Genomic DNA, 25,406 nt, shown 5'->3' with positions numbered 1-25,406 from the left:
TTGCGGTAAGGTGGCCGGTCGTGAACTAGTGTCAACGGTTGGCCTGGCCCGGAGGTGCTGCTGTCGCTCTTGCCGAAACAATCCAGCATTATAGGCGGGAATCGGATTTATTCAATTTTTGTGTTAAGCGGCCGCGTTGGGCTGGACTGCCAGCTCCAGCTGCTTGCGGCGCAGCTGCAGTTCCCGGTAGCGCTGCAGGGCGCCGGCGTCGTGGGCGGAGGCAGCAATGGCCTCGGTTTCCAGCTCCTTGATGCGGTCAATCAGCATGCGGTTGACCAGATCGCGCAGTTCGGGCCCGGACTCGGCCAATGGCTCGGTGGCCACGCTGGGGCCGGCCAGCAGGCGCAGCGCCAAGTCTTCAGCCGGATGGCCGACGATGGCATCGCGTAACGTGCCGCGCGAGACCGGGCCGTGCTCATGCAGCTGGCTTTCCAGCCATATAAACAGTTCGCCGTGGGGGGCGGGCAGCTCACAGAGCAGGCCGTGGTCTTCGCTGGACAGCACCTCCCACAGCTCGCTGTGGCTCAGCAGAATGCGCGCGGCGTGGTCAGGGCGGCTGTCGAGCTTGGCACGCGGGCCGCTCGGGCGGGGCTCGCGGGCGCCAAAACGGCTGCCGCCCTTTCCCTCCCACTTGCCGCTGCGCGGCGTCCAGCCTTCTTTCTTCCAGTCGGTTTTCTTCTTCCACTCTTCCTGGGGAATCCAGGGTTCCGACGGTTCTTCGTAGGCGTAGTGGCCGTCGTCGGGCGCACCGTCGTAAGACGGAGGCGGTGCCGATGTGGCTTTGCGGCGCTGCGGTTCAGCGGCCGGCTTGCCGCCGGAACTGGCCCATAGCGCGCCCAGCTCGGTGCTGTTGAGCTGCACCAGGCTGGCGATTTCGGCCAGCAGCTGCAACTTGAGCGCACCGTCGGGCAACTGCGTCCACAGGGGCTTGGCATTGCTGGACATATGGGCGCGGCCTTCGGCGGTGCTCAGGTCGCAGCCCTCTTGGGCCGCTTCGACGAGGAAGCGGCTCAGCGGTGTGGCCTTGGACACGTAGTCGGCAAACGCCTCCTTGCCGTGCGCACGGATAAAGCTGTCGGGGTCGTGCTCGGCGGGCAGGAACAGGAATTTGATGCTGCGCACATCGGTGGCAAAGGGCAGGGCGCCGTCCAGCGCCTTGCGCGCGGCGCGGCGGCCGGCCGCGTCGCCGTCAAAGCTGAAGACCACAGCGTCGGTGAAACGGAACAGCTTTTGCACATGCTCGTTGGTACACGCCGTGCCCAGCGTGGCCACGGCGTTGGGAAAACCCAGCTGCGCCAGTGCCACCACATCCATATAGCCTTCGGTCACCAGCACATAGCCAAACTCGCGCAGCGAGCTGCGGGCCTCAAACAGGCCATAGAGTTCGCGGCCCTTGCTGAAGACCGGGGTTTCGGGCGAATTGAGGTATTTGGGTTTTTCGTCGCCCAGCACGCGCCCGCCAAAGCCTATGCACTCGCCCTTGATGTTGCGGATGGGGAACATCACGCGGTCGCGGAAGCGGTCGTAGCGCTTTTCGTCGCCGCCGTTTTCGGCTTCGTGCAGGATGACCAGGCCGCTCTCAATCAGCAACGGGTCGTCGTACTGCGGGAAGATGCTGGCCAGGCTGCGCCAGCCCTCGGGCGCGTAGCCCAGGCCAAACTGCTTGGCCACTTCGCCCGACAGGCCGCGGCCCTTGAGGTACTCGATGGCACGCGGCGATTCTTTCAGGCCGCGCTTGTAGGCGTCGCCGGCCTTTTCGAGCACGCTAGTCAGGGTGTTCTGCTTTTGCCGCTGCTCCTGGGCGCGGGCGCGGTCCTGCGGGCTGCTTTCTTCCTCGGGGATCACCATGCCGTACTGGCCGGCCAGGTCCTTCACCGCCTCGATGAAGGTCATGCCCGCATGGTCCATCAGGAAGCTGATGGCGTTGCCGTTCTTGCCGCAACCAAAGCAGTGGTAGAACTGTTTGGTGGGGCTGACCGAGAAGGAGGGTGACTTTTCGCCATGGAAGGGGCACAGGCCCATGAAATTGGCGCCGCCCTTCTTGAGCTGCACGTAGCGGCCCACGATCTCCACCACGTCCGTGCGCGCAAGCAGTTCCTGGATGAAGGTTTGGGGGATGGCCATGGGGTGATTGTAGGAACGTGGCCCCCACGCTCCGCCGCTACGCGGGTCGCTGCCCCCCAAAGGGGGCTAATTCCGCTTGGGGCGGCCCGGCGCGGAATTGCCGACTTGGTTCTGGATTTGCTATGGTTTGTATAGCTGCCTGCGCATATTCCACAGGGGCTAGGTGCCAATTTGGCATCGAATCGTCCTGTTTCAATCCCCCAGCACTACGCCCTCGCGCCGCGGGTCGGCGCCGCCAAAATAGCCTCCGGCGGTGCGCTGGATGGCTTGCAGCCCGCTGGGCATGGGAATTTCTACTACCGTGTGGCCCCTTGCCTTCAGGGCGGCGAGGGTGGCTGCATCAAACCGATTTTCCTCCAGCAGCGTGAGGCCGTTGAGCGAGGCAAAGTTGGGCAGGTCAATCGCCTGCTGGGTGTTCAGGCCCCAGTGCAGCACGCCGTACAGCGTCTTGGCGGTGAAGTGGATGATGAGCGCGCCGCCCGGGCTGCCGCCGCTCATGACCAACTGTCCGGAGGCCTTGTCAAAGACCAGCGTGGGCGACATGCTGGAGCGCGGCCGCTTGCCGGGCTCCACACGGTTGGCAATCGGCAGGCCATCTGCCCCATTGGGCAAAAAGCTGAAATCGGTGAGCTGGTTGTTCAGCAAAAAGCCGCCCGCCAGACCCACACCGCGGTTCACCATTTGGCGTGAGCCCCAGGCGTCTTCGATCGTGCTGGTCATGGCCAGCGCGTTGCCATAGGCATCGACAACCGAGATGTGTGAGGTGCCGTATTCCAATTGGTTGGGCATGGGCGCATAGGCCACGGGCGTGGCTCCGGGATTCCCAGGCGGCGCGGTTTGCATGCTGCGGCCCGTGGGGCTGGCGTCAATGGCCTGGGCACGGCGGGCCAGGTAGGCTGGGGCCAGCAGGCTCTGCCAGTTACCAGCTGGCGGCTGCACAAAGGCCGGGTCCGCCACAAACTGTGCGCGGTCGGCAAACGCCAGGCGGGCGGCTTCGGTGTAGAGGTGCAGCCAGTCGGCGGTGGGCATTCCTTGCGCCAGGGGCAGGCGGTCTGCCGGGGTGTTGTCCAGCAATTTGAGGATCTGCCCGATGGCAATGGCCCCCGAGCTGGGGGGCGGCATGCCACAGATCCGGTAGTCCCGCGCCGTGGCCGGGACGGCGTAGTCAAAGCACAGTGGCTCTCGCACCAGCGGCTGGTAGCGGGCCAGGTCTTGGGTGCTGAGCGTGCCGGGGTTACTGGGGTGTCCCTGCACCTTGCGGGCGATGGCCTGGGCCATCTCGCCTTGCAACAAAGCCGCAGGCCCTTCGTTGGCAATACGTTGCAGCACGGCAGCCAGTTCGGGGTTGCGCAGCACATGGCCGGCGGGCCAGGGGGTGCCACTTGCATCGTAAAAATACGCTGCGGCTACCGGGTCCCTCTTGAGATACGGTTCGCTGGCGAGCAAGGTGGCCATGCGTGGGCTGACTGCAAAGCCCTGGGTGGCCAGTGTGATGGCCGGAGTGAACAGTTGTGCCCAGGGCAGGCGCCCGTGTTGCTGGTGCGCCAGCGCCAGCATGGCGACAGCGCCCGGCACACCCACTGAGCGCCCCCCCACCACCGCGTCGGCAAACTCCAGGGGCTTGCCCAGTGGGTCCAGAAACAGCGCGGGGGTGGCGCCGGCAGGTGCGGTTTCGCGACCATCAAATGCCTGCGTTTTCCTGCCGTCAAAGTGCAGCAAAAAGGCCCCGCCACCCAGCCCACTGCTTTGCGGCTCCACCAGGGCCAGCACCATTTGTACGGCGATGGCAGCATCCACCGCGCTGCCGCCTGCGCGCAGCACCTGCAGGCCGGCATCGGTGGCCAGCGGATTGGCGGCGGCCACCGCGTAGGTTCGGGTGGCCCAGCCGGGCTTGGCACTGCTGCCGGTGGCGCCTTCGGGTTGCACGGGCGTGCTGTACTGCAAGGCGGGCGGCGCACTGGCGCAGCCTGTCAGCATGGCGATCAACAGGGCCGTGGGCGCCAGCGTGCAGATGCGCGGCATGGTGCTCACTTCGCCTTGGGCACCCGGCCGAGCAGGTAGAACTCGGGGTTGGGCATCATGCTGGTGACATTGGCCATGCGGTTGGAAAGGCCGAAGAAGGCGGTGATACCCGCGATGTCCCAGATGTCTTCGTCGTCAAAGCCGTGCGCATGCAGCGCGTCAAAGTCGGCGTCTTCCACCGTGGCGCTGTGCAGGCAGACCTTCATCGCAAAGTCCAGCATCGCGCGCTGGCGCGCTGTGATGTCGGCCTTTCGGTAGTTCACTGCCACTTGATCGGCGACCAATGGTTTTTTTTCGTAGATGCGCAGGATGGCGCCGTGGGCCACCACGCAATAGAGGCAGTGGTTGGCCGCGCTCGTCGTCGTGATGATCATCTCGCGCTCGCCTTTGGTCAGGCTGCTGCCTTCGCGCAGCATGAGCGCGTCATGGTAGGCAAAGAAGGCGCGCCACTCGGCCGGGCGGCGTGCAAACGCCAGAAACACATTGGGTACAAAGCCGGACTTTTCCTGCACCTCCAGAATCTTGGCACGGATGTCTTCAGGCAGGGTATTCAGATCGGGCAAAGGGTAGCGCGGGGTGGGGCTGGTCATGGACGTGTCTCCTGGCGACATCCTAAGCCCGCATTAGCTCTGGTCTTGGGCATTGTCTTTGTCTATAGATTTCATTAATAAAACTATCTTGTTTGATAGGGTTTGAAAATCTACACTGGCTCCGACAGTCCCCGTACCCACACCCCAAGGAGAACAAGCCATGTCGAACGAAGCCAAGTGTCCTTTCCACCACGCCGCCGGTGGCGGCACCACGAACAAAGACTGGTGGCCGAACCAGTTGCGCGTGGATCTGCTGAACCAGCACGGCAACAAGTCCAACCCCTTGGGTGAAATCTTCAACTACGCCGAAGAATTCAAGAAACTGGACTACGCCGCGCTCAAGGCCGACCTGGTCAAGCTGATGACCGACTCGCAAGACTGGTGGCCCGCCGACTTTGGCCACTACGGCCCGCAAATGGTCCGCATGGCATGGCACAGTGCTGGCACGTATCGCACGCTGGATGGCCGGGGAGGCGGCGGGCGCGGCCAGCAGCGCTTCGCACCACTGAACTCCTGGCCCGACAACGTCAACATCGACAAGACGCGCCGCCTGCTGTGGCCCATCAAACAGAAGTACGGCCAGAAAATTTCGTGGGCCGACCTGTTCATCCTGGCCGGCAACGTGGCGCTGGAATCCATGGGCTTTCGCACCTTCGGTTTTGCCGGTGGCCGCGAAGACGTGTGGGAACCCGACATGGATGTGAACTTCGGTTCCGAGACCTCCTGGCTGGCTGCTGACAAGCGCTTCAGCGGTGGCGTTGATCGCAACAAGGGCGAAGGCGAACTGGACAAGAACCTGGCCGCCACCCACATGGGCCTGATCTACGTGAACCCGGAAGGACCCAACGCCAGCGGCGACTACCTGGCTGCGGCCAAGGACATCCGCACCACTTTCTACCGCATGGCGATGGACGACGAAGAGATCGTGGCGCTGATCGCCGGAGGCCACACCTTCGGCAAGGCCCACGGTGCTGCGCCTGAACACCACAAAGGCCCCGAGCCCGAGGGTGCAGGCATTGAGGCGCAAGGCTTGGGCTGGAGCAGCAGCTATGGCAGCGGTCATGGCAAAGACACCGTGTCCAGCGGCCTGGAAGTGACCTGGACCACAACCCCCGCGCAGTGGGGCAACAACTTCTTTGAGAACCTGTTCAAGTACGAATGGGAACTCACCAAGTCGCCCGCGGGCGCCAAGCAGTGGGTCGCCAAGAATGCGCCGGACATCATCCCCGACGCGCATGTGAAGGGCAAATTCCACAAACCCACGATGTTGACCACCGATTTGACGCTGCGCTTCGATCCCGAGTTCGGCAAGATTTCCAAGCGCTTCCATGACGACCCGCAATCCTTCGCCGCAGCCTTTGCCCGCGCCTGGTTCAAGCTGACCCATCGCGACCTAGGCCCCAAGGCGCGCTACCTCGGCCCTGAAGTGCCCAAGGTTGATTTGATCTGGCAAGACCCATTGCCTGCTGCCACGCTCAAGCCCACGGCCGCCGACATTGCGGATGCCAAGGCCAAGATCGCCGCTTCGGGGCTGTCGGTCAGCGAGCTGGTGTCCGTGGCCTGGGCCTCGGCCTCCACCTTCCGCGGCGGCGACAAGCGCGGCGGCGCCAACGGTGCGCGGCTGGCGCTGGCGCCGCAGAAGGACTGGGACGTCAACAAGGGTGTAGCCAAGGCGGTCGCCAAGCTACAGGGCATTGCCGGCAAGCTGTCGCTGGCCGATTTGATCGTGCTGGCCGGTGGTGTTGGTGTGGAGCAGGCCGCCAAAGCGGCCGGGGTCAACGTGAGCGTGCCGTTTGCACCGGGCCGCGTTGACGCGGTACAGGCACAGACGGATGTCGCATCCTTCGCCGTGCTGGAACCCCTCGCCGATGGCTTTCGCAATTACAAGCGGGGCCCCATTGGTGCTGCGACCGAAGCGCTGCTGCTGGACAAGGCCCAACTGCTGACACTGACCGCGCCCGAGATGACTGCACTGGTCGGTGGCCTGCGCGTGCTGGGCACCAATGCCGATGGCAGCCAGCACGGCGCGTTCACCAGCACACCCGGTGCGCTGACCAACGACTTCTTCGTCAACCTGCTGGATATGGGCACGGAGTGGAAGGCCGCTGACGGCAGCGGCGAAGTGTTCCACGGCAAAGACCGCAAGACGGGCGCAGTGAAGTACACCGGAACACGCGCCGATTTGGTGTTCGGCTCCAACGCGGTGCTGCGCGCCTATGCCGAGGTGTACGCCAGCGCGGACGGGAAAGAGAAGCTGGTCAAGGATTTCGTCGCGGCCTGGGCCAAGGTGATGAACCTGGACCGCTTTGATCTTTGAGGCCGCGGGCCGGTGCTAGCGAATCGCAGGGTCAAATAGGGCGCTAGCCCCCGTTAATACAGCGGTAGGCGCTCCTGATTCAATAGCGAACTACGTCAGGGCGTCCGCTGGCTGCGGGCGCCCGAAGTAGTAACCCTGGAAGGCGTCGCAGCCAGCCTCTGTCAGAAATGCATGCTGGCCCTCGGTCTCCACGCCCTCCGCAATCACCGTCAGGCCCAGGCTGTGGCCCAGGGCCAGCACGGTGCGGGCGATGACGGCGTCGCTGGGGTCGGTCAGCACATCGCGCACAAAGGATTGGTCGATCTTCAGCTGGTCCAGCGGCAGCCGTTTCAGGTAGGACAGTGAGGAATAGCCGGTGCCGAAATCATCGAGCGAGAAGCCTACGCCGAGGTTCTTCAAGGCCGTCATCTTCACGATCACATCCTCCACATCGTGCACCAGGATGCTTTCGGTCAGCTCCAGCTTCAGCAACTTGGGTTTGGCGCCGGTTTGCGCCAGCGCGTGTGAGACATTGGCGACAAACCCTGCCTGTGCGAATTGCGAAGCGCTGACATTGACCGCCAGGGTCCACGATGCGCGATCGGGTTGGTCCGCCCAAGCCGCCAGCTGCGCGCAGGCCATCTCCAGCACCTGCTGACCCAGTGTGAGGATGCATCCCGTTTGCTCGGCCAGTGCAATGAAATGTGCAGGGGTTACCAGGCCCAGGCGCGCGTGGTTCCAGCGTACCAGCGCCTCTGCGCCAATCGGCTTGCCGTCGCGGTTCACCTGGATCTGGTAGTGCAGTACGAACTCGCGCATGGCAATGCCGCGGCGCAAGTCCTTTTCTTGTGCATCGTGCTGGGCCACGGCAGCCTGCATGGCGGGATCGAAGAAGCGCGCGGTGTTGCGGCCTGCGGACTTGCCTTGGTACATGGCCAGGTCGGCCTTTTTCAGCAAGTCGTCCATGGAGTCAAGGTCGCCCATGAACATCACGATACCGATGCTGGTCGTGCCTTCGTGGTTGTAGCTGTTCAGGCTGTAGGGTGTCTTGAACGCATCCAGCAGCTTGGTGGCAACGGCCTCGGCCTGCTGGGCCGCCTCATGGCTGTTGCCACTCAGGGCTTCCAGTAGGACCACAAACTCGTCACCCCCCAGCCGGGCTACGGTGTCGTCGTCGCGAACACAGGCGGTCAGGCGGGTCGCGGTCTGTTGCAGAAGCAGGTCGCCCACGTCGTGCCCCTGGGTGTCGTTGAGCTGTTTGAAGTGGTCCAGATCCAGGAACATCAGCGCGCCATGCTTGCCGGTACGTGCCGACGTTGCCATGGCCTGTTTGAGCCGGTCCATTAGGAGGCGGCGGTTGGGCAGACAGGTCAAGGGGTCGAAGAAGGCCAGGCGGCGGATTTCCTCCTCATCGTGGCGTTGCTGCGTCACATCGCGCACGATGGCAATCAGGTGGACCACTTCGTTGCGGAAGATGCGCGATACGGACAGGTGGATGGGGAACAGGCGGCCGTCCTTGCGTCGGCCTTGCACCTCGCGTGAGAGGTTCGCAACGCCAGTGCGCTTCGAGCTGAACCGGTGGCGCAGGTAGTCTTCCTCAAAATGCGCGTCCGGGTCGCTGATCAGCTGAGCCGCGTCACGACCAATGATTTCATGCGGTGCGTACGCAAAGATGGCGCTGGCCGCCTGGTTGAAGGACTCGACAATGCCTTGGTCGTTGAAGGTCACCACGCCGTCCACGATGTTGTCCAGAATGGTTTGCGTGTGCACCATGGCTTCGCGCATGGCGGCCTCGGCGCGCTTGCGATCCGATACATCACGGATCATGCCCATCAGATTGCCGTCTGGCATCTGCGTGGCGATGACTTCTGCGGGAAAGACGCTGCCATCCTTGCGCCGGAATTGCCACTCTCGGTAGTAGTCCTCCTGCTGGGTGATGGCACCCAGCGCGGTCTCGACATGCGGTATTTCCGACGGGAGCACGATGTCTGAAGCATGCAGCCCGATCAGCTCGTCCCGCGTGTAGCCCAGCATGCGGCAGGCGCTGGCATTGGCATCCAGGTAGTTGCTCTGGGCATCGGCGATCAGGATGCCGTCCGGCGCGTACTCGAACAGCGCGCGGTAGCGGCTTTCGCTTTGCAGCACCAGGGCCTGCGCATCCCGCCGCTCGGTGATGTCCTGAAACGTGCCCAGCAGCCGCAGGGGGGCGCCCATGTCGTCCACATCAACAAAGCCCTGCACGCGGGCCCAGATGTGACGGCCCTTGGCGGTGATCATCGGTAGCTCCAGGTCCCAGGGGGTGCCAAGTTCGAAGGCTGCGTGCACTGCGGCCTCCATCGTCGGGAGGGCATGTTCGGCCACAAAGCCCATCGCGCTTTGCTCATCCGGTGTTACCTGTGTGTCAACCTCCAGCAGGCGGTAGGTTTGCGGTGACCAGGTCACTTGCTGCGTCCGCAAATCCATTTTCCACCCCCCGACTTTGGCCAACGCGTTGGTGCGCTCCATCAGCTCCATGGTGGTGGCCAATTCCTCGCGCACCCGGTATTGCTCGGTCACATCGCTGAATACCAGCACGACGCCAACAATCTGCCCCGCACGGTCGCGGATGGGCGCGGCGCTGTCGAAGATCTGGTACTCCCTGCCATCACGGGCCAGCAGCGCTGTGTGGTTGGCCAAGCCCACCACCTCGCCTTTCTCCATGACCAGCCGAACCGGGTCTACGGCCGGCTTGCGCGTCTGTGCGTGAACGATGCGGAACACGTGTGTCAGTGGCAAGCCCTGGGCGTCTTGCAGCGTCCATGCTGTCAGGCGTTCGGCGGTCGCGTTCATGCGGGTGATGTTGCCCGCTGCGTCGGTAGCGATGACGGCGTCGCCGATGGATTGCAGCGTGATGGACAGGTTGTCCTCGCTCTGGCGCAGGGCCTCTTCGGCCTGCTTGCGCTCGGTAATGTCCAAGCGCACGCCGATCATGCGGCTGGCTTTGCCATCGGCATCGAACGCCAGCACGCGCCCCACTACACGGATCCAGCGGTAGCTGCCGTTGGCGTGCAACATGCGGGCCTCGTACTGGTAGGGGATGTCTTTGCCCCCCAGCACCGCCTGGATGTGGCTGCTGACGCCTTCGCGATCCTCGGGGTGCAGGCGGGCGATCCATTGCGCCCGGTCGGCCATGCCCTCCGAGGGTTCGTAGCCCAGCATCGTGAAGTAGGTGGGGGTCGCGAACCACTGGTCGGCACGGGTGACATCCCATTCCCAGATGCCGATCTCCGCAGCGTCGGTGGCCAGCCGCAGCCGTTCGGCTGACTGCGCGGCCTCGGCCTGCACCAGGGCTTTCTGCCGCCAGGCCCGGCTGAGAAACCAGCACATCAGCGCAATGGCGATGGTTGCTGCCAGCCAGATGGCAAAGGCCAGCAGGGCCAGCTTGCGCCAGGGCTCGAGCACCAGTTCGAACGACTGCCCGACGATGACGACCAGCTCGGGCTGGGCCGACAGCGTGCGGTAGGCAAACAGGCGCGACACGCCGTCCACGCCACTGATGCTTTGCAGCTGTCCGGAGGCGCTCTTGGGCAAGTAATCAGCAAACACTGTGTTGCTGCTGAAATTTTTGCCCATGCTGGATTCGTGAAAGGGGCTTCGCGCCATCATGGTGCCGTCCTTGCGGAACAGCGTGACCGAGCCGTTCGCCCCCAGGTCGATGGACCGCCACAACTTGTCGAAATACAGCGGGTCGACGGCCGCGACGACGGTGCCGGCAAAGGCGCCGCCCGCACCCAGCAAAGGCCTGGCCACCGGTATCAGCCACAACCCGTCGGATGGGCTCTTGACCGGTGTGCCGACGAGGAATGGGGTTTGAGGCGCCCCCTGCAAGGCTCGGAAAAACGCGGCGCTTGACATGTCGATGCCCGCAAGCCCAGTGCCTGAGTCGTAGAGGACATGTCCTTGCGCGTCGGTCAGCCACATCACGCGGGCGAAGGGCATGGATTGCAACTGGTCGTGCAGCAGATGGCCAGCCGATTCCTCGTTCAGGGTTCCGGTCGATTCCATCTGCGCCAGCGTGGTGGCCGTGATTTGCAGGCTTTGTGCCACCGACTGCAGCGTGCGCGTGGTCTGCTCTTCAATAACCTGCGCAAAGGAGCTGGTCAGCCGCTCGGCCGTATCGATGGCCTCCGCGCGCAGGTAGGCCAAGACCGCGGCGATCAGGCCGGCCGATACAACCACAACTGCCGCTGCCAGCCACAGCAGTTGTCGCCGTTCAGAAAGGGGGGCGGACGTACCGGTGGTTTTGGCAGGCGGCGGCGCTCCAAATTCCGGCACATTCGCTGGCATGCAAGCTCCGTCTTTTTTGCGTCTCCAGTCTAAACGACTTGTATCCCGTGCCGCTACCATGTTGTTTTTTCCGGAGCTTTCATGACAGCCCTGCCTGCAACTTCCTCCGCATCCCCCGCCACAACTGCCCACGACCAGGGCCTGGCCACTCGCAAGCAGGTGATGGGTGAAGCGTTTGTGGCAAATGCTGTTGCCAGTACCACCCCATTCACCCAGCCGATACAGGACCACATCAACCGCGCGGCATGGGGCGACGTCTGGCAGCGCCCAGGGCTGGATTTGAAAACCCGCAGCTTGGTCACCGTGGCCATGCTCACGGCGCTGGGCAAGCAAAACGAACTGAAAGGTCACGTTCGCGGCGCGCTGAACAACGGCGCGACTGCGGCCGAAATTCAGGAAGTGCTGCTGCACGCGGCGATTTATTGCGGTGTGCCTGCGTCGGTGGAGGCGTTTCGCACAGCCAACGAAGTGGTCGGTGGGTAGGTCTAGCGCTGTCGCCTATTTGATGGTGTCGACCGCCGACGGGGCAGCCTCGCGCAGCAGGGCAGGCTCGACGAGGCGCAGGGAGTTGGGCAGCTCTGCGTCCGGCTTGGCGTGGCCCTCGCGCACGGCCCAGCGGAGCTGGCTGCTCAGGGTGCTGACCAGGGACTGGTCCAGCCGCACGCGGTAATCCTGTTCTTTCATCTGGGCCGAGGCGGAGGCAGCGTCTATGCCCAGCCGCCGCGCCAGCAGTTGCGTGGCAGCATCGGGTTGCTCGCGAATGAATTGCTGGGCCCGGGCCAGCGCGCGCAGTACCTTGACGATTTCTGCCCGGCGCGCAGCCATGGCGCCCCGGGTGCTGACCAGGTTGAAATGTTGGGTGTAAACCCGCGGGTTGGGCAGAGCCAGCGCGTCGTCACCCAACAGCTTCATGGCATTGGACGCAAGCGGCTCCCAAATTGCAATGGCATCCACGTCCTTGAGCTGCAGCACGAGCCCCAGCTCGTCGGGTGGTAGGAAGATGTGCTGCACCATGCGGCCTTCAATGCCATGGAACAGCAGCCAACTGTCCAAAAAATACTGGGCCGATGTGCCTTGCACCGTGGCCAAGCGCTTGCCCACCACCTGTTCAGGGGAAGCAATGCCAGCGCTGCGCCGTGCGATCAGCTTGATCTGGTGGGACGAGGCACTCAGGGTCCCCAGGATGGCCAGGTCAGACCGAGCAAAACTGTTGATCGCGACCACCACGTCCGCGGCCGTCGCCAGATCGACTGTGCCATCGGTCAACAGCCTCAGGCAACTGCGCCCGCTACTGCATTCCACCAGGTTTAGCTCTATGCCTTCGCTTTTGAAATAACCATTGCCTTCCGCCGCATACACCAGCAGCGACACGGGGCCGTTGGACACCGCGAGGTTCAGCGGGGTGGCCATTGCACAGCCACAGGCCCATGCTGCCAATAGTGTGGCCAGGCGGGGAAAACGGAGGGTGGGAAACCGGTTCATGCCATGTGAAAAGTATCGCGTCCAGCGGCCTTGGCATCGTACAGCGCTTCGTCGGCACGGGCCAGCAGTTGGGGTACGGTCATTGCGGGATCGCTGGGGTCCAGGAAGGCGACACCGATGCTTGTGGTGACCAGAAGCGGCCCACCGTCCAGGGCCATGGGAACGGATGCAGCATCCACAATCTTGCGTGCCACGGAGGCCGCCTCTGCGCGACTGTGTAGCCCTTCCAGAATCACTACAAACTCATCCCCACCCAGCCGGGCCACCAAGTCCACCTGGCGCACGTTGGCCTGCAGGCGCTTGGCGAATTCGCGCAGCACTGCGTCTCCCGAGGCGTGACCCAGCGTATCGTTGATGGACTTGAAGCGGTCTACGTCCAGGAACATCAGCGCCAAACCGTCTTTGGAGCGCTCAGCGCGCTCCAACGCTTCGGCCATCTTTTCGTTGAACTGCAGGCGGTTAGGGAGGCCGGTGAGCGTGTCAAACCGTGCCAGCGACTGTAACTGTCGCTCATAGGCTTTCAGGGCAGAGACGTCGGAGCTGAGGGCGTAGATCCCCAAAACCTTGCCGTCACTGTCAATGTCAGGGATGTAGCTGGTAGTCAGGCTGCGGGTGACGCCCATAGCGATGATTTCGGCCTCAAAGTCCACTCGCTGGCCACGCAGCGCGCGTTCCACAAAGGGGCGGCGCGGCTCGTACAGCGCGGCACCCACGATGTCGTGGATTGGACGCCCCAACATGGTCTTGGGGTCGACACCCAACCAGGTGCGGTAAGTCTCGTTTGCGAAATGCACGACGCACTGCTGGTCCATGTAAGAGATCAATACCGGCAGGTTGTCAGTGATCTGGCGCAGCCGCTGTTCGCTGCGCTTTCGCGCCTGCTCGGCACGGCGCACTTTGGTGACATCAAATGACATCAGGTAGAAGCCTTGCACTTCACCCTGCGAGTCCACATCAGGCACAAGGTGGGCCTGGAAATAGACGTCTTGCCCATTGCGCTGGATATGGCCTTCAAAGCCACAGATCTCTCCTTGCAACACGCGACGCACATACGGCAGATGCTGGGCGTAGCTGTCGTCCCGCAGCCCGGAGTGCAGCGTGTGCTTGGACACGTCCTTTGCATCAATGCCCTGCAGTTTCAGCACCGTGTCGTTGGCGAACAGGCAGCGCTCTTGGGTGTCGAAGTGGCCCACCATGGCGGGGATGTTGTTGGTGATGGCGCGCAAGCGTTGTTCGCCTTCTGCAAGGGCCGCCTGAATGGCCTTCAACTCAGTGATGTCCTTGGCGGTGGCAAAGATGCCAACCACCTCGCCTGCCTCATTGAAGTCGGGGATGTAGTCGGTCAGCAGGCAGACCTCTTTGCCACGCACCATGTTCATGCGTTCAAAGTGCTGTCGCTGGCCTGCCAGGGCCGCCTCCAGATGGGGCTGCAGCGAGCCATAGTTGACATGTCCCAGCACGTCGACCACCCGCTTGCCCACCAAATTGACTGGGTCGATCGCCAGCAGTTGCTGAAAGTAGGCGTTTACGAACTGGTAGCGCAGATCGCGGTCGATGTAGGCGATCAGGCTGGGCATGTTATCGGTGATCAAGCGCAGGCGCTTCTCAGAATTCTGCAGTTGTTGGCGGTTGTGGGCCAGGGTCTGCGTCATGCCGTCAAAGCGGCGGGACAGATCGCCCAGCTCGTCGTTGGCCAAGCTGGCAGTGCGCGGGGACATGTCGCCACGGCTCACGGCAGCGGTGGCCTCGTCCAGGTTGCGTAGGGGCCGTAGCACGCGCCGGTGCACCAGGAATGCCAGTGACAGCAGGATCAGCAGCATGACGGACAGCGTGACAAAGGCCAGCAGTTGAAAGCGCCGGTCTGCAGCATGGCGGGTCTGGGTTGCGTTCTGGTACCACTGGTAGGCGTAGTCGCTCATGGCCTGGGTGCTGGTGAGCAATTGGTCCAGCAGCACCTCCTTGCGCCGCAGATTGAAAGGGCGGTCGTCTTGCGGAATCTTTTCCAGCGCCTCGAACAGTTCTGGCAGGGACTGACTCACGTCGCGCAGTTCCGTGAGCGCTGGGTCTTCGTTCAGTGTCAGCTCGTAGTTGCCCAAGACCTTGGCAATGGTGTTGTGGCGCTGGTGCCATTGCTCGGCGGCGCGCGGCTCAGCATGGCGCGCGTACTCCTGGGTCAGCACCAACAGGCCAGAGACCTCGTGAGAGGCCTCCTGGGCCTGGGTGCGAATGGCGCTGGTGCGGTTTTCCTCGCGCCCAGCGTCTACTACGGCCAGCATGGCCGCCAGGCCAACGGCCAAGGACACCAGGCTGGCACTAAACAACAGATTGCGCAGTTTCATGATCGGTTAACGCAGGGTGGCTACAGCGTCGGGTTTGACATTGCGCAGTGGCGTGCTGTGCACTAACTGCAGAAAGTTGGGCTTGAGCGGGCCGGTGGCATGGCCTTCACGGCGTGCCCAGCGGGCTTCGCCTTCCATGGTGACGAGCAGGGCCTGGTCCAGCCCCAGCCGGTAGTGCATCCCTGGCCACACCGCCTCAACAAAACTCTGCTCCAGCGCGAGCTGTCGCATCAGAATCCCTTTAGCGTCGGCAGGCTGGTCCTGGATAAAACGCTCGGCCCGCTCCACGGCGCGCAGCAGCTTGACCAGCGCGCCGTCGCGGGCGCCCACCAACTTTCGGTGGCTGACCAGATTGAAGTTCTGGATATAGGAGCTACCACTGGGAAGCATGGCAGCACCTGCACCCATGACCTTCAGCGCCAGGTAGCCATAGGGCTGCCAGACCGAGATCGCGTCCACCTTGCCAGACTGCAGGGCCTGCACCATATCCTCGGGTTGCACGTCCACCACGGTCAGGGTTTGCGGGTCCACACCGGCGGTCAACAGATAGAGCTCCAAAAAATACTCGCTGGCTGTGCCCTTGATAGCACCTATGCGCTTGCCCTCCAACTGGGCCGGCGTTTTGACGCCAGCGCGTGCGTTGGCGACCAGCTTGACGTCGTCGCTGGACTTGGTGAACGTGCCAATCACCGCGTAGTCGCTGCTGGAGAAACTGTTCATGACTACGGGTAGTTCCCCCACCGTGGCTACGTCGGCGTGGCCGTCCAGCACCTGGCGCAGGCAGCGGTGGCCACCCAGACATTCGTTGAACTTGACCTCCAACCCTTCTGCGCTGAAGTAGCCGTTCTGCTGTGCGACGTACAGCGGCAAGGAGAGTGGGGTGCGCGACACCGCCAGTGTCAGCGGCTCGGCCCAAGCGCAGCCCATAGCTGCAAATACGATCCACAGACCCAAGCGTGCAGCCCAGCGGAGTGCAGCATGGGGCCGCTGTGGCGCCTGGAAAAACCTTAATGAGAAGACATCCGCTTGCATGGTGTGTCGCCCCAGATGGGGCCTCCCTCGCCCGCATTATGCACACTCCTTTGGGGGAAAGAAGTTTGAATTGAATTTGGCTACAGCCCCCGTGAAATATGAACTATTAGCTCCCAATTTAATAGCAATTTGAGGGTTTTGTGAGCAACCCCAAGCAGTCAATTGGGAGCCTCCTAATGGGCGGCGAAGCCATCGCCAGACGTGTAGCCCGGTACCACCCGAATTCAGGCTGCGTGTGATATACATGCACATGTCGCTTGCAAGCGCAGCTTTATGCGGTGCGCAGTCTGCAAAAAGCGATTCAGGGGAACCCATATGAAATCTGCCAAGAGCACGTACAGCGCCACAGTTTCTTCCTTTTTGACGGTGTTGCTGGGCGCCTTTCTAGCACTTGCCCCCGCCGCCTGGGCACTGGACAAGCCTTCGGACCCTGTGGTGCTGACAATTTCGGGACAGGTCAGCGTCCCCAACGTGGGCAAGAATGCGGTTTTCAGCATGGAGATGCTGGCCAAGCTGCCACAGCACAAGGTGTTCACCAAGTCGCCTTGGTACCCGGACGGTGCCGAGTTCACAGGGCCTTTGCTACGCGATGTTCTGGCAGCGGCGGGCGCCAAGGGCAGCAAGTTGGTGGCCGTGGCCCTGAATGACTACAAGACGGATATTCCGTTTGATGACGTCACGCAGCATGACGTCATTCTGGCGCGCCTCATGAATGGCAAGCCCATGCCAGTGCGAGAAAAAGGACCGCTATTCATTGTCTACCCGCTGGACTCCAAGCCTGAGTTGCAGTCACAGGTGTACTACAACCGGTCAGCCTGGCAGCTGTCCCGACTCATCGTGCAGTAAACACCGCAGCGACAGGCGCAGGGCGGCCCATGAAGCGCAGCAAACTGCTGATGTTGTTGATCATTGCAGGCCTGGCCGGGTTGTACCTGGCCATCGGTGTGGTGCAGTTTCGCCAGGACGAAAGCCTCAAGAGGGTCATGCTCAAGAGTGACCGTGAGGCGCTCTGGACGTTTTTTCAACTGGAAAGCGAATACCTGCGATTTTGCAATGCGCTGACGCAGCGCGTGCTGTCGCCCGACAGCATCACGCTGGAGCAGCTGCAGTTGCGCTACGAGATCTTTGTCAGCCGCACCGGCGCCCTGGACCGTGCGGACGTCCGCGGGCTTATCAATAACCAGGATGTCTACAAGGACGCGCTGGTTTCGCTCAAAGCGTTCATGGCCCTGGCAGACCGCACCTTCGGCAGTACGGACGCCCGGCATTTGCCCGATCCGGCAGTGTTTCAGGAAATGAAGCAGTTGCTGGACACGCTGAAAGACCCAATCCGGGATCTGACCGTGGAAGCCGGGCAGTCCTCCGCGCTCACGGTGGATGCCCGCACGGCGGAAGTCAAATCGCAGCTCACCACCAATGCTGCGTTGACCGGTTTTCTGTGTGGGTTGACCTTGCTGTTTGCCATTGCCACATTGCGCCAGAATCGCCAGCGCATTGCCGCGCAGGCCGCGTCCATGCACAGCCAGATGGAGCTGGCCAGCGCCGCAGCCCGCCTTGAAAAAGACGCAGCCTTGCGCGCTGCACAGCAGGAACTGCACGAGATTACGGATGCCTTGCCGCTCGCTATTTTTCGGGCCCGGCGTGATGTGGCAGGCCGCCTGAGCTTTACCTACTTCAGCCACCAGATCGAGGACTTGTCCGGTGTACAGGCCTCATCCATCGTGGCTGACAGTGCGGCTTTTTTCAGCCGCGTGCATGTAGAAGACAGCCGCCAACTCCAGGCCTTTGGTGCGGCGGCTGCGCAAACCCTGGAGCCCTGCAACCTGGATATGCGCATGGGCCTGCCAGGGGGGGAATTGCACTGGGTCAACCTGGCAGCCACGCCCAGGCGCGAGGCGGATGGCAGCACGCTGTGGACCGGCTTTGTCCGCAGCATTGACGACCTGAAGCAGCGCGATGCGCAGCTGCAAACCCTGCTCCAGCAGCAGCAGATCATCTTTGAGAATATCCCGCTGGGCTTGGTGTTGTTGGGCGATGGCAAGGTTCAGCAACTGAACGCGGGCTTTTGTGCCATTACCGGAGCAAGCCCCGAAGTGGCAATGGGCGAGGGCGCCGGGTTTCTATTCGCGCGCCCCGAAGAACGTGACGCATTTTTGCAACCCACCGCGCAGGATGACCAACTGGTGCTGGAGGGCAGCTTCCTGCGCTTGGATGGCAGTGCCTTTGAAGGCAAGCTGGTTAGCCGTCGTCTGCGGGTGCAGGGCTTTGAGGTCGCGTCCATCTGGGTGCTGGAAGACATCAGCCAGCGCAAAGCCATGGAGGACCACCTTGCCCAGCAAGCCAGCTTCCAGAGTGCGCTGGTGGACACCATCCCCTACCCGGTGTTCTACAAGGGCGCCGACTCGCGTTTCCGGGGGGTGAACCGTGCGTACGAGCGCGTGTTTGGCGTGGAGCGCGACAGCCTGCTGGGCAAGCGGGTACTGGACCTGGAATACCTGCCAGCCGAGGACCGGCAGGCCTACCAATTGGAGGATGAGGGCATCATTGCCAACTTGGGCAATGCCCAGCGTGAGATGGTCATGCCGTTTGCCGATGGGCGCTTGCACGAAACGCTCTATTTCGTCTCGGGCTTTGCCGGCGCGGATGGGGCGCCAGCCGGCCTGGTGGGCACCTTTGTGGACGTGGCGGAGCAAAAGGCCGCCGAGCGCGCCATTGCCGAGGCCGCACAGGAGCAGCGTGTGATATTTGAGGCGGTCAGCCTGGGGGTGCTGCTCACCGTGGACCGCACTATCAGGCGCTTCAACGGTGCCATTGAAACCATGTTTGGTTACGGTCCAGAGGACTTGCGCGGCCAGTCTACAGAGATGCTGTATGCCAGCCCTGAGGGCTACGCCCAGGCCGGCGCCGAACCCTACCAAGTGATTTCCCAAGGGAATCTGTACGTCGGTGAGCAAGAGTACCGGCGCCGGGATGGCAGCCGCTTTTGGGCCAGTGTGCATGGCCGCGCGCTGGATATGGAGCATCCCGAGTGGGGCACGGTATGGGTGATTGAAGACATCACGAAGGACCGCCTGGCCGCCGAAGAACTCCAGCGCGCCAAGGATGCGGCCGATGCGGCCAGCCAGGCCAAGGGTGACTTCCTGGCCAATATGAGTCATGAAATCCGCACCCCCATGAACGCCATCATCGGCATGTCGCACCTGGCGCTGAAAACCGAGCTCACCCCGCGCCAGCACGACTACATCAGCAAGATCCAGCAGTCGGGCCAGCACCTGCTGGGCATCATCAACGACATCCTGGATTTCTCCAAGGTGGAGGCCGGCAAGCTTACGGTGGAGCACATCCCGTTCGAGCTGGACAAGGTGCTGCAAAACGTGGCGACGGTGATTGTGGACAAGGCCAGTGCCAAGGGTCTGGAGCTTATTTGCGATGTCGCGCCCGAGGTGCCGCAGAACCTGATCGGCGACCCGCTGCGGCTGGGGCAGGTGCTTATCAACTACGCCAACAACGCGATCAAGTTCACCGAGCGCGGAGAGATCAGTATCGTGGTGCGCCTGAAAGAGGGTGCTGACCATGAGGCCCTGTTGCGCTTTGAGGTACGCGACACCGGCATTGGCCTCACGTCCGAGCAGATGGCGCGCCTGTTCCAGAGTTTTCAGCAGGCTGATACCTCCACCACGCGCAAATACGGGGGTACGGGTCTGGGCCTGGCCATCAGCAAGAGCCTTGCCGAACTCATGGGCGGAGCCGTGGGCGTGGAGAGCGAACACGGCAAGGGTTCCACCTTCTGGTTCACCGCGCGACTGGGGCTGGGGGAGGCGAGGGCCAAGCTGCATATCTCGCGCCACGAGCTGCAGAGCCGCCGTGTGCTGGTGGTGGACGACAGCGAGCACGCGGCCACCGTGCTGGCAGATTTGCTTGAAGGCATCGGCTTCACCGTGGCCTCGGTGCATTCGGGGGCTACGGCGGTGGATGCCGTGCGCGAGGCGGGCTTGCACGGCAAGCCCTACGATTTTGTGATGCTGGACTGGCAGATGCCTGAGATGGACGGTATTGAGGCGGCCCAACGCATTGCAGCCCTGCAGCTGCCTTCGCACCCACGTCCCATCATGGTCACCGCCTATGGCCGTGAAGAGGTGATCAAGGGCGCGCAAGAAGCCGGGATTGAGGATGTGCTGATCAAGCCTGTCAGCGCTTCCGTGCTGTTTGACACCATGCTGCGGTTGCTCGGCCATACCGCCGGCGATGGTGTGGCCCGACCAGGTAGCAAGCCCTCCAGCATGCAAGAACTGGCGCCGCTGCGTGGCGCGCGCATTCTGGTGGTCGAAGACAACGATCTGAACCAGCAGATTGCCATGGAATTGCTGCAGGATGCGGGTTTTCTGGTGGATGTGGCCGACAACGGCCGCATTGCCCTGGACAAGATCATGGACCCGGCGCAGTCCGCCTACGACATTGTCTTGATGGACATGCAAATGCCGGTGATGGATGGCGTAAGTGCCACTCTGGAAATTCGCAAGGACACGCGCCATGCCAACCTGCCCATTGTGGCCATGACGGCCAACGCCATGCAGGTGGACCGGGATCGCTGCATCGTCGCGGGCATGGACGATTTTGTGACCAAGCCCATAGATCCCGATGCCCTGTGGCAAGCCCTGGTGCGCTGGATCCGGCCCCGCGCCGGGCTGGGCCAGCCGCCCGCATTGGAGAGCGATGCCGCCGGGCCCTTGGCTGCGGCAGATGCAGATGCGACCGAGGTGCAGGTTCCCACCGGTATCGCGGGGCTGGACACCCAGCTGGGCCTGCGGCGCGTGATGGGCAAGGAAGCCCTGTACCTGAGTCTGTTGCGCAAATTTGTGGCTGGGCAGCAGGCCGGCCTGGCGCCCATTGTGGAGGCACTGGAGGCCGGTGACAGCGCTACCGCGGAGCGCCTGGCCCACACCCTCAAAGGTGTGGCGGGCAACATTGGCGCCAGTGACCTGCAGACCGCCATGGCCTTGGTGGAGCGCGCCCTGCACGACCAGGAGCCTTCATTGCAGGTGCATGCCTTGATGGAAAAACCCAGACAGTTGCTGGCGCAGCTGTTGGCCGATTTGGCGGTGGCCCTGCCACCCGAGGCGGCAGCGGTGGGTGCGGCGGCAGACCCGGGTCAGGTCGCCACGGTCAGCCGTCGCCTGGCGGCGCTGCTGGGCGATGACGATTCCGAAGCCGCAGACGTACTCAGGGACCACGCGCCTTTGCTGAAAGCAGCGCTGGGCTCAGGCTACCGCGCCGTGGAGGCTGCGGTCGATGGTTTCGATTTTGAAGCTGCGCTGGACGCCTTGAACCAGGCGTTGCTGCAGGCGGGCATACAGGTTTGATTTGAATAGGGGTAACGGGCTATGGACTCTCTCGACTTCACAGAAAAAGCCACGGTATTGGTGGTGGATGACACCCCCGAAAACCTGACCCTCATGGCGGCGCTGCTGAAAGACACCTACAAGGTCAAGGTGGCCAACCATGGCGAGAAGGGTTTGAAAATTGCCATGTCCGAGAATCCTCCCGATTTGATTTTGCTGGACATCATGATGCCGGACATGGATGGCTACGAGGTGTGCCGCCGGCTCAAGGCGCATCCCGCCACGCGCGAAATTCCGGTCATCTTCCTGACCGCCAAGTCGGACCCGGAGGACGAAAGGAAAGGCTTGGAGCTGGGCGCGGCGGACTACATTACGAAGCCCATTAGCCCGCCCATCGTCATGGCGCGCGTTGCCACCCAGCTCTCGCTCAAGGCCAGCGCCGATTTTTTGCGCGATAAAAATGATTTTCTGGAGCAGGAAGTGGCCAAGCGCACCCAGGAGGTCATGGCCATTCAGGAGGTGACCATTCTGGCGTTGGCCTCGCTGGCAGAAACACGGGATTCGGACACGGGCAACCATATCCGACGCACCCAGCACTACATGCAGGCGCTTGCGGAGCATTTGCGGACGCATCCGCGGTTCTCGGCGTTCCTGACGCCCTACAACATCGAAATGCTGTTCCGATCCGCCCCCCTGCATGACATTGGCAAGGTGGGCATTCCCGATCGCATCCTGCTCAAGCCCGGGCGCTTGACCACCGAAGAGTTCGCGGTCATGAAGACCCACACCACGCTGGGCCGTGATGCGATCGCCCATGCAGAAGAGGCGTTGGACACGCAGGTGGAGTTTCTCAGCATGTCCAAGGAAATTGCGCTGTCGCACCAGGAGAAATGGAATGGCACGGGCTACCCGGAGGGGCTGAGCGGCGACGCCATTCCCATCTCGGCCCGGATGATGGCGCTGGCCGATGTTTACGACGCCCTGATCAGCCGGCGCGTCTACAAGGAAGGCATGTCTCACGCGCAAGCGGTGGAGATCATCGTGGAAGGCAAAGGCAGCCATTTCGATCCTGACATCGTGGATGGTTTCCTGGAGATTCAGGAAGTCTTTCGTGGCATTGCACAGCGCTACGCGGACTCCGATAGCGATCTGGAGAAGAAGGCCGACTTTCTCAAGAGCGCCAACGAGGCCGACGGACCCGCGACATGAAACAGCTGAGCTTTCTGGTGGTGGACGATTTCGAGTCCATGCGCAAAGTCACCAGCACCCAGCTCATGAGTCTGGGCTACACCCGCATCTTCACGGCCAAGGACGGCGTGCAGGCGCTGAAGGTCTTGCATTCTGAAACCATTGATGTGGTGATCTCGGACTGGAACATGCCGGTCATGCATGGGCTTGATTTGCTCAAGGCCATTCGCAGCGACAGCAAGCTGCGCCATCTGCCCTTTGTCATGATCACGGCCGAGGTGGAGCGTGCCCGTATCCAGGAGGCCATTGCCTGCGGCGTCAGCAATATTCTGGTCAAGCCGTATTCGGCTGCCAATCTGGAGTCGCGCATTGCGCGAGCACTGCAGCCCGCGGCTCCCTTGCAACTGGCGGGTGATGTTGGTGGCTCCGAAACTGCAGCGCCCGCAAGCGCTGCCACGGCGGTTGCGGCACGCCCCACCATTCTGGTGGTGGACGACACGCCGGACAACCTGCATTTGTTGTCGGCGCTGTTCAAGGACGACTACAAGGTGCGTGTGGCCTCCAGTGGTGAAAAAGCGCTGGCTATTTGCCACTCGGACACGCCGCCCGACCTGGTGCTGCTGGACATCATGATGCCGGGCATGGATGGCTTTGAGGTGGCGCAGCGTATGCGTGAGCACCCCAGCTCCGAGCACATTCCGGTGATCTTTGTCACCGCGATGACCGACGATGATGCGCGGCTCAAAGGCCTGTCGTTGGGCGCGGTGGACTTTGTGACCAAACCGGTGGACCCCGACGTACTCAAGCCGCGTGTGCGCAACTTCATGCGCTATGTGGAGCTGCACAAGCAGCTACAGGCGGACTACGACTCGATGCAGGAGGCTGCGCGGTTACGCGAGGACGTGGAGCACATCACGCGCCATGACCTCAAAGGTGCGCTGGCCGGTGTATTGGGGTTGGTGCAAACGCTGGCGGGCGACACCAGCCTGCAGGCTGCACAGACCGCGCAGCTGCGGCTGGCCGAGGAGACCACGCTGCAGGTGCTGGACATGATCAACCTTTCTTCCGAGCTCTACAAGATCGAGACGGGGCGCTTCACGCTGCAGGCGGGGCCAGTCAAGGTGGCAGACGTGTTGTTCCGTCTGGTGGAAATTGCGCGCCACACCTATGCCAGCAAGCCGCTCACGCTGGCGCTGGAAACTGGTGGGCCGTTGGAGGCCGCTCCGCAGGCGCTGGGCGACACCATGCTGTGCTATTCGCTGTTCCAGAACCTCATCAAAAATGCCTGCGAGGCCGCGCCAGCCGACAGCACGGTGTCGGTGCGCCTATCGGCCACCCAGCCGCTGCAAGTGGTGGTCCACAACCAGGGCGCAGTGCCGCTGGAAATCCAGGACTGCTTTTTCCAGAAGTTTGTGACCCACGGAAAACCTGGCGGCACGGGCTTGGGCACCTACTCGGCCAAGGTGCTGGCGAATGCCCAGCATGGCGACGTGGCGCTGGATGCATCGGACCCGCAGGGCACCACGATCACGGTAACCCTGCCCAGCGCAGCTTAGTTCCAGCCTTCCAGCACCACCTTGCCGCGGGCCGTGCCCGACTCGACGAAGGCGTGCGCGCGCTTGAGGTTGTCGGCGTTGATGCGGCCAAAGTTCTCGGCCAGCGTGGTGCGCACCAGGCCCGCGTCCACCAGCTGCGCCACCTCGTTCAGCAAGTGGTGCTGGGCGATCATGTCGGGCGTGTTGAACATGGGGCGGGCAAACATCATCTCCCAGTGCACCGAGGCGGCCTTGCGCTTGAAAGGCATCACATCCAGCGCGGGCAGGTCGTCGATGAGGCCAAACTGGCCTTGCGGCGCCAGCGCTTCCAGAATCTGCGGCAGGTGCTGGCCCGTGTGGCTCAGGCTGATGACGATGTCTACTTGAGGCATTCCGATGCGCGCCAGTTGCTCTGTCAGCGGTTTGCTATGGTCAACCACGTGGTGGGCGCCCAGTTCCTTGACCCAAGCTTGGGTCTCGGGGCGCGATGCAGTGCCAATGACGGTGAGTGCCGTGAGGCGGCGCGCCAGCTGCACAAGGATGGAGCCCACGCCGCCAGCTGCGCCAATCACCAGCAGGCTCCTGGGGTTGGGTTTTTTACCGGGTTGAACACCCAGGCGGTCGAACAGCAGCTCCCAAGCGGTGATGGTGGTCAGGGGCAGGGCGGCGGCCTGCGCAAAGTCCAGGCTGGTGGGCATGTGGCCGACGATGCGTTCGTCCACCAGGTGCAGCTCGCTGTTGGTGCCGGGGCGCTGGATGGCACCGGCGTAGTACACGCGGTCGCCGGGCCGGAACAGCGTCACCTCCGGCCCAACGGCGCGCACGATGCCGCTGGCGTCATAGCCCAGCACCTTGTAGTCCTGGCCCGGTGCAGGCGCGGCACTTGCGCGCACCTTGGTGTCCACGGGGTTGACCGATATGGCGTGCACCTCCACCAACAGGTCGTGCCCCTGCGCCACGGGCGTGGGCAGGGTGATGTCTTGCAGTCCGACGGGGGCGGAGAGGGCGTGGGCCTGGGTGTAGCCAATGGCTTTCATGGGGAATTTCCTTGCAGAGTGAACAGAGGACTGAATCTTCAGTCTTCTGCTTTGAAAGAAAAATAGGATCTAGATTGATTCCTCCTTCAAATAAAA

Annotated in this window: 14 protein-coding genes; 6 read left to right on the top strand and 8 right to left on the bottom strand. The window is 62.7% G+C overall.

Annotation, left to right across the window (positions count from 1 at the left end):
- Positions 1-123 precede the first annotated feature (123 nt).
- The 3 genes from dnaG to AC07OE_RS10135 form a co-directional block, all read right to left on the bottom strand.
- Positions 124-2,124, bottom strand: a complete 2,001-nt coding sequence (gene dnaG, locus AC07OE_RS10145) for a DNA primase (RefSeq protein WP_495070439.1) — start codon at positions 2,122-2,124, stop codon at positions 124-126.
- Positions 2,125-2,316: 192 nt separating this feature from the next.
- A complete protein-coding gene (locus tag AC07OE_RS10140; protein ID WP_495070438.1) occupies positions 2,317-4,146 on the bottom strand; it encodes a gamma-glutamyltransferase family protein in 1,830 nt (609 codons plus the stop codon).
- Positions 4,147-4,151: 5 nt separating this feature from the next.
- On the bottom strand, positions 4,152-4,736 hold the full coding sequence (locus AC07OE_RS10135; protein WP_495070437.1) for a peroxidase-related enzyme: 585 nt from the start codon (positions 4,734-4,736) through the stop codon (positions 4,152-4,154).
- Positions 4,737-4,896: 160 nt separating this feature from the next.
- Here AC07OE_RS10135 and katG point away from each other — a divergent pair, with 160 nt between their 5' ends.
- Positions 4,897-7,053, top strand: a complete 2,157-nt coding sequence (gene katG, locus AC07OE_RS10130; RefSeq protein ID WP_495070436.1) for a catalase/peroxidase HPI — start codon at positions 4,897-4,899, stop codon at positions 7,051-7,053.
- Positions 7,054-7,143: 90 nt separating this feature from the next.
- Here the strand turns inward: katG and AC07OE_RS10125 are convergent, their stop codons facing one another.
- On the bottom strand, positions 7,144-11,358 hold the full coding sequence (locus tag AC07OE_RS10125; RefSeq protein WP_495070435.1) for a bifunctional diguanylate cyclase/phosphodiesterase: 4,215 nt from the start codon (positions 11,356-11,358) through the stop codon (positions 7,144-7,146).
- A gap of 81 nt (positions 11,359-11,439) precedes the next feature.
- Between AC07OE_RS10125 and AC07OE_RS10120 the strand changes: the two genes are divergently transcribed.
- Positions 11,440-11,841 carry a carboxymuconolactone decarboxylase family protein gene (locus AC07OE_RS10120; RefSeq protein ID WP_495070434.1) on the top strand — a complete coding sequence of 134 codons (402 nt, stop codon included), beginning with the start codon at positions 11,440-11,442 and terminating at the stop codon, positions 11,839-11,841.
- A 15-nt stretch (positions 11,842-11,856) separates the two neighbouring features.
- Here AC07OE_RS10120 and AC07OE_RS10115 read toward each other — a convergent pair whose 3' ends face one another.
- The 3 genes from AC07OE_RS10115 to AC07OE_RS10105 form a co-directional block, all read right to left on the bottom strand.
- On the bottom strand, positions 11,857-12,768 hold the full coding sequence (locus AC07OE_RS10115; protein WP_495070433.1) for an ABC transporter substrate-binding protein: 912 nt from the start codon (positions 12,766-12,768) through the stop codon (positions 11,857-11,859).
- A 68-nt stretch (positions 12,769-12,836) separates the two neighbouring features.
- Positions 12,837-15,179, bottom strand: a complete 2,343-nt coding sequence (locus tag AC07OE_RS10110) for a PAS domain-containing protein (RefSeq protein WP_495070432.1) — start codon at positions 15,177-15,179, stop codon at positions 12,837-12,839.
- A gap of 6 nt (positions 15,180-15,185) precedes the next feature.
- Entirely contained in the window at positions 15,186-16,133 is a 948-nt protein-coding gene (locus AC07OE_RS10105) for an ABC transporter substrate-binding protein (RefSeq protein ID WP_495070431.1), read from the bottom strand.
- A gap of 393 nt (positions 16,134-16,526) precedes the next feature.
- Here AC07OE_RS10105 and AC07OE_RS10100 point away from each other — a divergent pair, with 393 nt between their 5' ends.
- Genes AC07OE_RS10100 through AC07OE_RS10085 form a run of 4 tightly spaced genes read left to right on the top strand, consistent with a single transcriptional unit; the run spans position 16,527 to position 24,294 of the window.
- Positions 16,527-17,057 (top strand): putative pterin-binding protein, encoded by a 531-nt coding sequence (locus AC07OE_RS10100; RefSeq protein WP_495070430.1) that lies wholly within the window; start codon positions 16,527-16,529, stop codon positions 17,055-17,057.
- Between the two features lie 29 nt (positions 17,058-17,086).
- Positions 17,087-21,571 carry a PAS domain-containing hybrid sensor histidine kinase/response regulator gene (locus AC07OE_RS10095; protein ID WP_495070429.1) on the top strand — a complete coding sequence of 1,495 codons (4,485 nt, stop codon included), beginning with the start codon at positions 17,087-17,089 and terminating at the stop codon, positions 21,569-21,571.
- A gap of 21 nt (positions 21,572-21,592) precedes the next feature.
- Positions 21,593-22,759 carry a response regulator gene (locus AC07OE_RS10090; RefSeq protein ID WP_495070428.1) on the top strand — a complete coding sequence of 389 codons (1,167 nt, stop codon included), beginning with the start codon at positions 21,593-21,595 and terminating at the stop codon, positions 22,757-22,759.
- Positions 22,756-24,294: an ATP-binding response regulator gene (locus tag AC07OE_RS10085; RefSeq protein WP_495070427.1), complete on the top strand. Its 1,539-nt coding sequence runs from the start codon at positions 22,756-22,758 to the stop codon at positions 24,292-24,294. Before AC07OE_RS10090 ends, AC07OE_RS10085 begins: the two co-directional genes overlap by 4 nt.
- Here AC07OE_RS10085 and AC07OE_RS10080 read toward each other — a convergent pair.
- On the bottom strand, positions 24,291-25,310 hold the full coding sequence (locus AC07OE_RS10080) for a zinc-binding alcohol dehydrogenase family protein (protein WP_495070426.1): 1,020 nt from the start codon (positions 25,308-25,310) through the stop codon (positions 24,291-24,293). The two genes, AC07OE_RS10085 and AC07OE_RS10080, sit on opposite strands and share 4 nt — an antisense overlap.
- Positions 25,311-25,406: the final 96 nt, after the last annotated feature.

The sequence above is a fragment of the Rhodoferax sp. GW821-FHT09E07 genome (assembly GCF_059416145.1).
The sequence above is the reverse complement of the archived record's forward strand: the minus strand, read 5'-3'. Positions and strand labels throughout refer to the sequence as shown.